This window comes from Vibrio sp. 10N.222.55.A1 (assembly GCF_041473835.1).
Classification (GTDB): Bacteria; Pseudomonadota; Gammaproteobacteria; order Enterobacterales; family Vibrionaceae; genus Vibrio; species Vibrio crassostreae_C.
Genome location: NZ_JBFRSX010000061.1, coordinates 46,711 through 59,029 on the forward strand (window position 1 = coordinate 46,711; position 12,319 = coordinate 59,029).

The following is a 12,319-nucleotide window of genomic DNA, read 5'->3' on the forward strand; positions in this document are numbered from 1 at the left end:
AATCATTCATCGACTGATTGAGTATAGGGTTAAAAATGACCAAAAAATCAAACACCGGATTCAAACGCATCATCAAAGCAGCAGGCTTTTCATGGCAAGGCATTACGAGTTCGTTTAAAAATGAGGCTGCATTTCGACAGGAAGTGTTCATGGCGGTCGTGCTTATTCCGTTGGCATTTTACCTAGATGTAAGCCAAGTTGAACGAATCTTAATGATCTCATCGGTGGTATTGGTGATGGTTGTCGAGCTAATCAATACCGCGATTGAAGCGGTTGTCGACCGAATCGGCAGTGAACATCATGAGCTTTCTGGGATGGCTAAAGATGTCGGTTCGGCAGCAGTTTTCATCTGTTTGGCACTCGCAGGTTATGTGTGGCTAGAGATCCTGTTTTTGTAATTTGCTAAAAATGAACTAAAAACAACCAATTGCTTTGCTTTTGTTCAGTTACTGGATATACTCACAGTCAACTGTATAAAAAGACAGGTGAATCATGAAGCCGTTAACGCCCCGCCAGCAACAAGTCTTTGACCTTATCAAAGGTAAGATCGAAGATTCCGGTATGCCACCGACACGTGCAGAAATCGCGCGTGAACTAGGCTTCCGTTCTGCTAATGCTGCAGAAGAACATTTGAAAGCTCTTGCTCGTAAAGAAGCGATTGAGATTATCCCGGGTGCGTCTCGCGGTATTCGTATTTTGCTTGAAGATGCAGCAAACGAAGAGCAAGGTTTACCATTAATCGGTCAGGTTGCCGCTGGTGAGCCTATCTTGGCTCAAGAGCATGTAGAAATGCATTACCAAGTTGATCCAGGCATGTTTAAACCACAAGCTGACTTCTTACTTCGTGTAAATGGCGAAAGTATGAAAGACATCGGTATTATGGATGGTGATTTATTAGCTGTTCATAAAACACAAGATGTACGCGATGGTCAGGTTGTAGTGGCTCGTGTCGATGATGATGTAACGGTAAAACGCCTAGAACGTAAAGGTTCAACGGTTCTGTTACATGCTGAAAATGAAGAGTTTTCTCCAATCCATGTCGATCTAGAATCTCAACACTTGTCTATTGAAGGGCTTGCGGTTGGTATTATTCGCAACACCGACTGGATGTAGTCAGTACAAATAGCTTATTGATATTTATTCTCAATAACTTGTCATTGTAATTGATATTCATTATCATCTTCTTTGTCGAGATACAAGGAAGATGATGATGCCAAACCCAACCAAACCTCAAATGAAGCCGCTTACTCGTAAGCCGCGCTCCTCTGTTCAAAAGGCTTCTTCTGAACAAGGGTCTGTACATCAAGAATTCCAAGTTCCGACCAACCTCGTTCAACATCTTTGGTTTCGTAGTCGTGAAAGCCTAGCCGATGATGGTCTCGTTTATGACCCCATCGCAGCTCAAGCCTGCAAGCGTTGCCAGCTCGCACCTGAATGTCTTACTGGCGAGCTAGACCAACAACAACTTCTCTACGCAACACTGACTCAACTTTGTGACTCTCAAGTTCAGCAATTTCTATCTCACAACCCAGATGCTTGGATCATCAATGTTGGAGCAGGGCTCGATACCCGCTTCTACCGTTTAGATAATGGACGCTGCCATTGGGTTGAGCTAGATGTCACGGAAAACCTTGTGTGGCGCCAACGTCTGTTCCACAAAAATGAACGCTATCGTTTGGAGTGTGGTTCTGTCGATGGCCTGACTTGGTTGGATGAACTCAATATTCCAGAACAAGCCTCGGTGATGGTGGTGTGTGAACATGCTCTGCTGGATTGCAATGAACAGCAGACGGCGAACTTCATTCAGTCTTTGAGTCGCTACTTTACTCATGCACATGCGTGTTTAGTCTTAGCTGGAGATAAAAGCTCAAGTACGTTGGGGCAAAAACTTGGTTCAGGAAAGTATGCGCATGGCCTATCTTCTCCAATAGACAGTGTTCTCAATTGGTTGCCATGGGCACAATGGGTAAAAGCGTTTTCTCCACTAGACCAAAAATGCAACCGTTGGAAATTGTGGCAGCGACTTCTTTGTAAGATCTCTCAGGTCAAAAAGCGTTTAACGCCGCAGTTAGTGCTCGTTAAGTGGTAATCCTAGGTGTTTTGTATTTCGAGTAACTGAGTACATAGCCGGTATAAGTAAAATTCCACAACATAGTGAAAGCCCACCCACTAGGTTAAACTATCGCCTCTAATCTAAGAGGTGATCGTGAAGTTATTTAATCCCCAAACTATTTTTCAAACGCTATCCAATCAGGCGATGCATAAAAAAGTGCTGTTGCTCGCGATCCCGATGGTTCTCTCTAATATTACTGTTCCACTGTTGGGCTTAGTCGATGCGGCGGTTATCGGTCACCTAGAGCACTCTTGGTATTTAGGTGGTGTGGCGCTGGGCGGCACAATGATCAGCGTGACCTTTTGGTTGCTTGGTTTCCTGCGTATGTCGACAACAGGGCTAGCTGCACAATCTTATGGTGCGAATGATGGCAAGCAACTAGGCTTAGTTTTTGTGCAAGGCGTGACCATGGCCTTAGGGTTTGCTGGTGTCTTTTTACTTTTACACAGTTTAGTCGCCGATTTAGTTTTCTCATTGAGTAGCGCCAGTGATCAAGTTAAGCACTATGGTCAGCAATATTTCTCAATCCGCGCTTGGAGTGCACCTGCCGCGCTGACTAACTTTGTGATTCTAGGTTGGCTGCTCGGGACTCAAAACGCCAAAGCGCCAATGTGGATGGTGATCATCACCAATATCACCAATATCGTTTTGGATATCGTTTTTGTTATCGGCTTAGGGTGGCAAGTGGAAGGTGCTGCATTGGCATCTGTAATGGCTGATTATGCCGGTCTAACATTTGGCCTAATTTGTGTTTACCGAATCTGGGCGAAGAAGCAGTTACCATCGCCATGGGATCTGCTTAAGAAAACCAGCCAAGGTTTGAGTCGTTTCGTGAAATTGAATCGCGATATCTTTCTTCGTTCATTATGCCTACAAGCGACTTTCACTTTCATGACCTTCCAAGGTGCAAGCTTTGGCGATGATGTTGTTGCGGCCAATGCCGTGTTGATGAGTTTCTTGATGATCATCTCTTATGGGATGGATGGCTTTGCCTACGCAATGGAAGCGATGGTCGGTAAGGCGATAGGCGCGAAAGACAAAGATGAGCTGAACCAGTCATTGATTGGAACTTTCTTCTGGAGCTTCAATATTTGTTTGGTACTGACCATAGTGTTCGCACTCGTTGGCTCGAGCTTAATCAATATGATCACCACAATCCCAGACGTGAAGAGTCAAGCCGAGGTGTATTTACCGTGGTTAATCGCAATGCCATTGGTGTCTATGTGGTGCTTCTTGTTGGATGGTATTTTTGTTGGAGCAACTAAGGGCAAGGATATGCGCAATAGTATGTTTGTTGCGACCTGCAGTTTCTTCGCGATTTTCTATTTAGCATCAGGTTTAGAGAACCATGCACTGTGGTTAGCGATGCTGAGCTTTATGGCAATGCGCGGAATTGGTCTTGGTGTGTTGTTTGTTTCTCAGTGGAAGAAAGGGGAGTTTCTCGCTTAGCTCGAGGGCTCTGTTTGTGGAGAGTAAATGAGGCTGTACAGGTAAAGGGGTATTTAGAACATCATGATCTAATTACTATCAATACCTTAACATTCAATATCTTAAATAAAAACAGCAAGCGCATGGCTTGCTGTTTTATGCATTTGGCCTATGGGTGGTCAAATACTCCTATTGGTTCTATATCTAGAATAAACGGTTAAGCCCGTTGAGTGCTGCAACACGATAAGCTTCCGCCATCGTTGGATAGTTAAAGGTCGTATTCACAAAGTACTCGATGGTATTTGCTTCACCTTTCTGCTCCATGATCGCTTGTCCGATATGGATGATTTCAGCGGCACGCTCACCAAACACGTGGATACCTAAAATCTCTTTGGTTTCGCGATGGAACAGGATCTTCAAGCTACCAATATCTTTACCCGCAATTTGAGCACGAGCTAGGTGTTTGAAAGAAGAACGTCCTACTTCATACGGTACTTTAGCTGCGGTAAGTTCTTGCTCGGTTTTACCAACAGAGCTGATCTCCGGAATGGTGTAGATGCCGGTTGGAATGTCTTCGATAAGGTGGCGTTCAGCTTCACCCTTCACAATTGCCTGAGCCACAAATCGACCTTGGTCATAAGCCGCGCTTGCTAGGCTAGGGTAGCCAATCACATCACCGACAGCGTAAACATGGTCAACATTGGTTTGGTAATTGGTATTTACTGAGACTTGCCCACGCGAGTCCGCTTCTAAGCCAACAGCACCAAGGTTCAGTTTATCGGTATTACCCGTTCGGCCATTGGCATACAGTAGGCAATCAGCGCGCATCTTTTTACCTGACTCTAGGTGAATGATCACGCCATCATCAGTGCCTTCAATTTTCTCAAAGGTTTCATCGTTGCGAATCACGACACCGCTGTTCCAGAAGTGATAAGAAAGTGCATCTGAGGTTTCATTGTCTAGGAATGACAACAGACGGTCACGAGTATTGATAAGATCGGTTTTTACACCCAAACCGCGGAAAATCGACGCGTATTCACAACCAATAACGCCAGCACCATAGATGATGATGTGTTGCGGGTCGTGTTTAAGAGAAAGAATCGAGTCACTGTCGTAGATACGTTCATGCAGGAAGTCGACGTTATCTGGTTGGTAAGGGCGAGAGCCTGTCGCGATAACAAATTTGTCTGCACTGTAATGTTCTTCAGTGCCATCGCTTTGCATTACCGAGACAGTGTTGGTATCGATAAAACGTGCAGTACCAAAGACCAACGTGCACTGGTTGCGGTCGTAGAAGCCTTGGCGTAATCGAGTCTGCTTGTCGATAACCGATTTGGCATGCCCCAAAATGTTAGAAAACGTTGAGTGTATGCTTTTGTTGTTCTGACAAAACAGCGGATTACTGTTGAATTCGATAATACGACTTACGGCATGACGCAGTGCTTTTGAAGGAATTGTTCCCCAGTGAGTACAACCACCACCAACGCTGCTCTCTTTCTCAATGATTGCAACGTTCAACCCGGCTTTGGTTAATCCCATCGCTGCCCCTTCTCCTCCGGGGCCACTACCAATTACGATTACATCAAAGTGGTTGGAGTGCGGCATAGATATCTTCCTTGTTATATTTGATTAACATTGCTTTAGCGAGATTTTAACCGATTCTGTTCTCGGGTACATGAAAAGGGCATCAGAGAGTCGGTGGGATCACGCAGTGTTATCGAAAAAATAATATTTGGTATGTCGTATGTCTCCAAATGACAGCGTGGATATTGAAATTTTTTCTTCGAACGTATTTACTTCGGTACGTGAACAAAGAGGTATGTTTAGTGTCTTATATAACCAGAGTGCCTTATATAAATAAGTGATTCGCGTTATATTGAATAGAGTATTAGACATGCCTGTTTAGGCTGTAAAAGAAGAAATTGATAAAGTATGAAACCAATGGGCATTCGCGCACAGCAAAAAGAAAAAACTCGTCGCAGCTTAATCGATGCAGCATTTAGCCAACTCAGCGCCGATCGTAGTTTTTCCAATCTAAGCTTGAGAGAAGTCGCTCGTGAGGCTGGAATAGCACCGACTTCCTTTTATCGTCACTTCAAAGACATGGATGAGCTTGGCTTAACCATGGTTGATGAAGGTGGCTTACTGCTGCGCCAGTTAATGCGTCAAGCTAGGCAACGCATAGTAAAAGAAGGCAGTGTGATTCGTACATCGGTTGAAACCTTTATGGAATTCATTGAAAGCAGCCCTAACGTATTCAGACTGTTATTGCGAGAGCGCTCAGGAACTTCATTTGAGTTTCGTGCAGCGGTAGCTCGTGAGATACAGCACTTCTCTGCTGAGTTAACCGAATATTTGATAACGACTGGCATGACACGAGACGAAGCTTTTACTCAAGCTGAAGCCTCCGTTATCTTGGTCTTCAACTCAGGGGCAGAAGCATTAGATTTAGATCGACGTCAGCGAGATGAACTGGCTGAACGCTTGATCATGCAATTGCGAATGATGGCCAAAGGGGCTTTTTGGTATCGTAAAGAACGTGAACGTAACCGATTAAAAGGCGGGATTGAATAATGTCGAATGAAAATAATACTGTAAACCGTGGTTCAGAAAGAAAGACACTCGTACTTGCTGTTATTGCCGGTGTGTGTGGTGATGCTCTGTTATCTTGGGTAACAATGAGCGAAGTGGGCTTCTCTATTTTCCCACTGATTGCTTTAGTCTTGGCTGTACAAGCACTTTACCAAGAGTACCTAACTAACCCAGTATCTGAAGATATTCCACTAGTAGGTTTGGCTTGTTTCTTTGTAGGTGCATTTGGCCACTCGGCTTTTGTGAAGGCACAACACCCTGATGCTGGCTCAAACTTCTTTGCGATTATTGTCGCGATGTTGCTTCTTGCATGGGTAGGTAAGAAACTCGGCTTTATCGGCAAAACTGCTTAAGCTGATTTAGAAATTAAAAAAACGAGCCAATGGGCTCGTTTTTTTGTATCTGCTGTTTGGCTTAGACCTGAAAGCGATACTTACGCTTTACGCTCTAGGAATACGCCAGCTTCCATGTGGTGCGTGTAAGGGAACTGGTCAAACAGAGCAAAACGAGTGATGTCGTGCGTTTCGCTTAGGATGTCTAGGTTCTCTTTCAATGTTTCAGGGTTACAAGAGATGTACATGATACGCTCGTAGCCTTGAACCATCTTACAAGTATCAACATCCATACCTGAACGCGGTGGATCAACAAAGATAGTGTTGCAGTTGTAGCTCTTAAGATCGATGTTCGCTTGCTGTAGACGACGGAACTCACGCTTGCCTTCCATTGCTACAGTAAAATCTTCTGCAGACATACGGATGATCTGAACATTTTCAATGTTGTTCGCAGCGATGTTGTATTGCGCAGATTCTACTGACGGTTTCGCCAGTTCAGTTGCCAGTACACGCTCGAAGTTTTGTGCTAGCGCTAATGAGAAGTTACCGTTACCACAGTAAAGCTCAAGTAAGTCGCCTTTGCTGTCTTGAGTACAATCGACAGCCCATTCCAACATTTTCTCTGCCACTTTGCCGTTGGGTTGAGTAAAGCTGTTCTCTACTTGTTGGTAGATGTAGCTATCACCATTCACATCTAGCTTTTCAATTACGTAGTCGCGGTCCAGTACGATTTTCATCTTACGCGCACGGCCAATCAGGTTTAGGTTAAAACCTTCATCGTTTAATTGCTGCTTAAGTGCTTTAGCATCTTGAATCCACTGTTCACCTAATTGACGGTGGTAAAGCAATGACACCAAAATTTCGCCGCTTAACGTAGAAAGGAAGTCTACTTGGAATAGCTTGTGGCGCAGAGAGTGGTTGTCCTTCATTGCATCTGTTAATAGAGGCATTAGGTCATTGATAAGACGGCTAGCTGCAGGGAACTGGTCTACGCGGTATTTTTCTTTAGTCTCTTGATTGAACATGACGTAATACATATCGTCACCTTCATGCCACACGCGGAACTCAGCACGCATGCGGTAGTGTTGTTCTGGAGATTCATACACTTCCAGTTCAGGCACATCATATTCTGAGAACATTTCTGTAAGACGCTCTGTCTTTTCTGCCAGTTGTTCTTGGTAGCGTTGCGGGTTTACATCTAAATTCGCCATGGTTATGCCTTTTGCTGTCGTGCTTTTAAATCAAGAGCGCAGATTTTATTCAATCACAGGCGCTTGTCCAGTGTTGAGCGCCATTCAATGTAAATCGACCATGAAAACTATAGCTTATAACTATCTTAGACTAGACAAATGATTCAGAGGTCAATACTATCTCCGGCAAGCTGGTGCCATTTAGATGTATAGATGGCTGAAGAGGGAATCTGGTGTGAATCCAGAACTGACGCGCAGCGGTAAAAGAGAACGAGTATTCATCAGACACTGCAAATAGCTTTTTGTGGGAAGTCGAATATCAGGTAACCATAAGGTTGTGCTCTTGAGTCCGAATACCTGCCAGCGGCTAAACCATGACATGTGGTTTGGTAGGAATTTACGCGATTTAGGATCACAACATGAACAAATCCCTTTTAGCGGTTGCTGTAGCATCGCTGCTTTCACCTATCTCCAATTTACACGCCCAACAAGCATCTGCCGACGAAACCATGGTGGTTACGGCTAACCGTTTTGAGCAAAGCACGGAAAGTGTTGTCGCTCAAGTTGAAGTAGTAACACGCCAAGATATCGATCGAATTAAAGCTAAGTCTCTAACAGATGTGTTTAGACGATTGACGGGTATTCAGGTTTCACAAAATGGAGGCCGAGGACAGCAAGCTTCGATCTTTGTTCGTGGTGCTAACTCTGATCAAGTGCTTGTTCTCATTGATGGTATTCGTTTTGCGCGAGCTGCAAAGGGTGGTGTCGATTTTAGCCAGTTACCAATTACATTCGTTGACCGAGTGGAATACGTTCGAGGAGCTCGTGCCGCTATGTATGGCTCAGAAGCTATCGGCGGTGTTATCAACATTATTACTGTTGCAAACTCTGACAATGAAAAAACGGCAGTTAGTGCAGGTTTAGGAAGCTTAGATTACCAAGAGCTGAGCTTTGTTAGTGGTACTAAGGTCGGTGAAAATGGTCACTTGAACGTATCTGTTGGTTACGATTCCGATGAGGGATACAACGTTCATCCATTACCAGGTGTTAATGATGGTGATCGCCATGGTTTTGAATCACGCAATGCTCTAATTGGTTATGTTCATAATTTTGATCAGCAATGGAGTGGCTTCGCGAATTTCCGTATGTTTGAAACCATTTCTCAGTACGATGGTTCATTTGGTACAGACCATTCTTACAAAGAAGCTGAAGTTCAAAATTCGACCTTTGCTACTGGTGTTAAATATAGTGGCAGTGAACTTAAGTCTGATTTCTTAGTTAACTATCAGAATCAAGATAACTGGAACTACGAACAGTCTTTAGGCAAGAACTCAGCGTCAGCAACATCTGATGAGCTTGAACAGCTAAATGTTCAATGGGTGAATTCATACAAACTAACGTCGTCACTGACTCTTAGTGGTGGTGTAGATTGGCGTGATGAGGCTTATATTGTTAAGCCTTCGAATACTGAATACGACAGAACGAATGTTGCGTACTTCGCTGCATTAAACGCAGATGCGGATAAAGTGTTCGGAGAACTGAGTCTTCGTGTTGATGACAATGAGCAGTTTGGTACAGAAACTACTTACAACACAGGGTTAGGCTATCGTTATGCTGAGTGGCTTGTTGTAAAAGCAGCTTATGGCACATCCTTCAAAGCACCTAACTTGTATCAACTATATAGCTACTACGGTAATGCACAGTTAGAAGCTGAAAAGGCAGATTCATTTGAACTGACTTTTGGTGGCTTAATCAAGGATGTTGATTGGTCGATTACTGGCTATGACACGAACGTCGAAGACTTAATTGATTACAACTACGCGACAAGTAAGTACTACAATACCGATGGCGAAAGCCAATTACGTGGTGTGGAAATGGTCGTTGGATTTGATACTAGCTTCATTAACCACCAAGTGAGCACTAATTTCCAAGACCCAGAAGATCAATCTGGTGAGCAACTGATACGCCGAGCTAAGAAGATTTACAAGTATAATGCAGTGGCTAGTTTCGATGATGTTGATGTTTCATTAGGTTTCCAATATGTAGGTGAGAGACCGGACTTCTCTGAAGATCTCGCAGCGTATAGCTTGTTTGATGTTTCAGTGAACTACTATGCGAATGAAAACCTTACTTTAAATGGTCGAGTGGATAACTTAACTGACGAAGAGTACGAGACTGCTGGTGGATACCCATCACCAGAGCGTACATATTACGTGAATGCTACTTACCAATTCTAATTATCACCTAAACCGCCTTCGGGCGGTTTTTTCTTATTGGGTATATCAATGAAAAAGAAAGTCGTCATAAGTTGGTCGTCAGGCAAAGACTCTACATTAACCCTAGAACGTCTACTTGAAAGCACCGAGTATGAAGTTGTTGCTCTCTATACTACGTATGTTGGTGATGAGGTTCCTTTCCAAGTCACGTCAATCGAGGTTGTCGGAATGCAGGCAACATTGTTCGGCTTGCCATTAATAACGATTGAGCTGCCGGAAGTCTTCCCAAGTAACGAGATCTATCAAAGTACGATTGTTACGGCGCTTAAAGGATCGGGTTTATCTATTGATGCCGTGGCATTCGGCGATATGTTTTGCAATGGTATTGCTGACTACCGAAGAAGTTATATAGAACCTGCGGGCTGGGAGTGTGTATTTCCTCTACTGGGAGAGAGTAGCCAAACTCTGGCTCAAGAAATCATAAATAGAGGAATCGAAACCTTTCTCGTCACAGTTGATAGCGATGCATTAGACATGAGCTATTGCGGGAAAGAATACACGCCTGAACTAATAGACAGTTTGCCAAGTCACGTCGACCCATGTGGAGAAGATGGTGAGTTCCATACCTTAGTCACGTCAGCGCCATGCTTTAAAGGTAAGCTTAAGATAGAGCTAGAAAATGTAGAGCAGGGTGAGCGCTTTGGGCATCAACGCTACCGAGCTTGCATTATGTAGAGTGATGATTGGCGAAAACTAGGTGAAGGGGTATCATTGCTGCGGAACTTATTACAGGTAATGGTTGTGTCGGAAAGCATACAAAAAAACATATTGGTCTTTGATTCTGGAGTTGGCGGTCTGTCTGTATATAAAGAGATAAGCCAGTTACTACCCAATCACAACTATATCTATGTATTCGATAACGAGGCTTACCCTTATGGTGAGCTCGATCAGCAAGTCCTCATTCAGCGAGTCCAAAGTATCGTCGCCAGTTTTGTGGCGAGTCACGCTATTGATATCGTGGTGATAGCTTGTAATACGGCCAGTACGATAGTCCTGCCGACACTTCGCGCTAATAACCTTATCCCTATTGTCGGCGTAGTCCCGGCAATCAAACCTGCTTCGTTACTGGCTAATAAAGCGGTTGGCCTTATTGCGACTCCCGCGACGATTACTCGTGAATACACACACGAGCTCATCAAAAACTTCTCGAGTAATAAAAGAGTAGAGCTGTTGGGTTCTACTCGGCTGGTGGATATGGCCGAAGATAAACTCAGAGGCGAGGAGATTAGCCTTGAAGAGTTACAGCAAATCCTTCAGCCGATGATCAACACAATTGATGTGGCTGTATTAGGATGTACTCATTTCCCATTGATCAAATCAGAGATTCAACAAGTACTAGGTGAAAGTGTAGTGCTGATAGATTCTGGTAAAGCGATAGCTAAGCGGGTTCAAGATTTGTTGGGTTTGGAAAGCGTTAATAAAGAAGGGGGAGTACGTGAAGTTTTTTGTAGTGCACTTCCTAAAAAAGAAAGTGCACTAAATAGTATGTTAAAGCAGTTAGGGTTTAGCTCAGTTCAGATTCGTCCGCTTCAGGATGTTTAGGATCATTTGCAACACGTACTTTTAAAGTGCGTTGCATGTAATCTTTATCGTTAAGTGCAGAGATTGCATGATTCACATCATTACTTGCCATAACAACAAATCCAAAGCCTCTTCTTTTACCAGTACGTTTGTCTTTCATTAAACGTACTGCAAATACTTCACCATGCTCTGAGAATAATTCACGTACATGTGATTCGTTCGCTTTGTATGGAAGGTTACCCACATAAAGTGTTTTGGTTGAAGCCTTAGGTTCTGAATCTGATTTTGAGTCGGTGCTTGAAAAGTTAACAACAAAAGCGGAAGCCAAGACACCAAGGATAAAGGTAATTGCAGGCGATATATCTACCTGAGAGAAAACAATGCCGCCTAATACAGCCAGTGCGACAATTAACAACATCGATTTTTTTGAGTTCATATCGGAATACTACATATTAATAAACGAAATAGACGCATCTACCATTAACAAAATAGACACATGAATCTTACGTTCATGGCTTCCATTTTTCCAATGTATTGCTGTGATACGTCTCAAATGTTTAGTTTTTATTCGAAAAATGCGGATCTGGTGGCTTTTTAGGCGAACAAAACTTTTATTTCAAAAAGCCCTTGTGCTCCATCTCAATCTCTCTATAATGCCGCCTCACCGACACGGAGTGAGACGAAAGTCACACAGCGAAATCGGTAGAGAAAAAGAGTTTGAAAATAACCCTTGACTCTCAAAGTGGTGCAGGTATAGTACGCACCCCTAGCGACTGAGATGTGAATCACAAAACGCTAGCGCTCTTTAACAATTTAAACCTATCAATCTGTGTGGGCACTCGTTGATGAATATCAAAACGTTTTATC

General features: G+C 43.6%; 12 protein-coding genes and 1 riboswitch. Of the genes, 9 read left to right on the forward strand and 3 right to left on the reverse strand.

Annotation, left to right across the window (positions count from 1 at the left end; translation table 11 throughout):
• Window positions 1-35: 35 nt before the first annotated feature.
• The 4 genes from AB4493_RS17745 to dinF all read left to right on the forward strand — a co-directional run bounded on the left by AB4493_RS17745 (window position 36) and on the right by dinF (window position 3,562).
• Window positions 36-398, forward strand: coding sequence for a diacylglycerol kinase (locus tag AB4493_RS17745; RefSeq protein WP_017061045.1), 363 nt, complete (start codon window positions 36-38; stop codon window positions 396-398).
• Window positions 399-492: 94 nt separating this feature from the next.
• Window positions 493-1,113 (forward strand): transcriptional repressor LexA, encoded by a 621-nt coding sequence (gene lexA, locus AB4493_RS17750; protein WP_019820514.1) that lies wholly within the window; start codon window positions 493-495, stop codon window positions 1,111-1,113.
• A gap of 97 nt (window positions 1,114-1,210) precedes the next feature.
• Complete coding sequence (locus tag AB4493_RS17755; protein ID WP_372155532.1) at window positions 1,211-2,089, forward strand: class I SAM-dependent methyltransferase; 879 nt, start codon at window positions 1,211-1,213, stop codon at window positions 2,087-2,089.
• A 117-nt stretch (window positions 2,090-2,206) separates the two neighbouring features.
• On the forward strand, window positions 2,207-3,562 hold the full coding sequence (gene dinF / locus AB4493_RS17760) for an MATE family efflux transporter DinF (protein WP_017061047.1): 1,356 nt from the start codon (window positions 2,207-2,209) through the stop codon (window positions 3,560-3,562).
• Between the two features lie 183 nt (window positions 3,563-3,745).
• On the opposite strand, the gene sthA is transcribed toward dinF, so the two are convergent.
• Window positions 3,746-5,146 carry a Si-specific NAD(P)(+) transhydrogenase gene (gene sthA, locus AB4493_RS17765; RefSeq protein ID WP_017061048.1) on the reverse strand — a complete coding sequence of 467 codons (1,401 nt, stop codon included), beginning with the start codon at window positions 5,144-5,146 and terminating at the stop codon, window positions 3,746-3,748.
• Window positions 5,147-5,473: 327 nt separating this feature from the next.
• On the opposite strand from sthA, the gene fabR reads away from it, so the two are divergent.
• On the forward strand, window positions 5,474-6,115 hold the full coding sequence (gene fabR / locus AB4493_RS17770; RefSeq protein ID WP_010438693.1) for an HTH-type transcriptional repressor FabR: 642 nt from the start codon (window positions 5,474-5,476) through the stop codon (window positions 6,113-6,115).
• Window positions 6,115-6,486: a YijD family membrane protein gene (locus tag AB4493_RS17775; RefSeq protein ID WP_017061049.1), complete on the forward strand. Its 372-nt coding sequence runs from the start codon at window positions 6,115-6,117 to the stop codon at window positions 6,484-6,486. Before fabR ends, AB4493_RS17775 begins: the two co-directional genes overlap by 1 nt.
• 80 nt (window positions 6,487-6,566) lie before the next feature.
• Here AB4493_RS17775 and trmA read toward each other — a convergent pair whose 3' ends face one another.
• Window positions 6,567-7,676, reverse strand: a complete 1,110-nt coding sequence (trmA, locus tag AB4493_RS17780) for a tRNA (uridine(54)-C5)-methyltransferase TrmA (protein ID WP_017061050.1) — start codon at window positions 7,674-7,676, stop codon at window positions 6,567-6,569.
• Between the two features lie 154 nt (window positions 7,677-7,830).
• A riboswitch (cobalamin riboswitch) is annotated at window positions 7,831-8,035 on the forward strand.
• A gap of 39 nt (window positions 8,036-8,074) precedes the next feature.
• Between trmA and btuB the strand changes: the two genes are divergently transcribed.
• The 3 genes from btuB to murI are packed head-to-tail and all read left to right on the forward strand — an operon-like array spanning window position 8,075 to window position 11,473.
• On the forward strand, window positions 8,075-9,892 hold the full coding sequence (gene btuB / locus AB4493_RS17785; RefSeq protein ID WP_372155533.1) for a TonB-dependent vitamin B12 receptor: 1,818 nt from the start codon (window positions 8,075-8,077) through the stop codon (window positions 9,890-9,892).
• 48 nt (window positions 9,893-9,940) lie between these two features.
• Window positions 9,941-10,606, forward strand: coding sequence for an ATPase (locus tag AB4493_RS17790; RefSeq protein WP_017061052.1), 666 nt, complete (start codon window positions 9,941-9,943; stop codon window positions 10,604-10,606).
• Between the two features lie 60 nt (window positions 10,607-10,666).
• The gene (murI, locus tag AB4493_RS17795) at window positions 10,667-11,473 is read left to right on the forward strand and encodes a glutamate racemase (RefSeq protein ID WP_017061053.1); all 807 of its coding nucleotides are present in this window, start codon (window positions 10,667-10,669) and stop codon (window positions 11,471-11,473) included.
• On the opposite strand, the gene AB4493_RS17800 is transcribed toward murI, so the two are convergent.
• Window positions 11,436-11,888 carry an RNA-binding protein gene (locus AB4493_RS17800; protein ID WP_017061054.1) on the reverse strand — a complete coding sequence of 151 codons (453 nt, stop codon included), beginning with the start codon at window positions 11,886-11,888 and terminating at the stop codon, window positions 11,436-11,438. The two genes, murI and AB4493_RS17800, sit on opposite strands and share 38 nt — an antisense overlap.
• Window positions 11,889-12,319: the final 431 nt, after the last annotated feature.

Bases quoted from the DNA above. Each gene is read 5' to 3' on its own strand.
- AB4493_RS17745 (WP_017061045.1), top strand. From the start codon at position 36: ATGACCAAAAAATCAAACACCGGATTCAAACGCATCATCAAAGCAGCA.
- lexA (WP_019820514.1), top strand. From the start codon at position 493: ATGAAGCCGTTAACGCCCCGCCAGCAACAAGTCTTTGACCTTATCAAA.
- AB4493_RS17755 (WP_372155532.1), top strand. From the start codon at position 1,211: ATGCCAAACCCAACCAAACCTCAAATGAAGCCGCTTACTCGTAAGCCG.
- sthA (WP_017061048.1), bottom strand. From the start codon at position 5,146: ATGCCGCACTCCAACCACTTTGATGTAATCGTAATTGGTAGTGGCCCC.
- fabR (WP_010438693.1), top strand. From the start codon at position 5,474: ATGAAACCAATGGGCATTCGCGCACAGCAAAAAGAAAAAACTCGTCGC.
- AB4493_RS17775 (WP_017061049.1), top strand. From the start codon at position 6,115: ATGTCGAATGAAAATAATACTGTAAACCGTGGTTCAGAAAGAAAGACA.
- trmA (WP_017061050.1), bottom strand. From the start codon at position 7,676: ATGGCGAATTTAGATGTAAACCCGCAACGCTACCAAGAACAACTGGCA.
- btuB (WP_372155533.1), top strand. From the start codon at position 8,075: ATGAACAAATCCCTTTTAGCGGTTGCTGTAGCATCGCTGCTTTCACCT.
- AB4493_RS17790 (WP_017061052.1), top strand. From the start codon at position 9,941: ATGAAAAAGAAAGTCGTCATAAGTTGGTCGTCAGGCAAAGACTCTACA.
- murI (WP_017061053.1), top strand. From the start codon at position 10,667: ATGGTTGTGTCGGAAAGCATACAAAAAAACATATTGGTCTTTGATTCT.
- AB4493_RS17800 (WP_017061054.1), bottom strand. From the start codon at position 11,888: ATGAACTCAAAAAAATCGATGTTGTTAATTGTCGCACTGGCTGTATTA.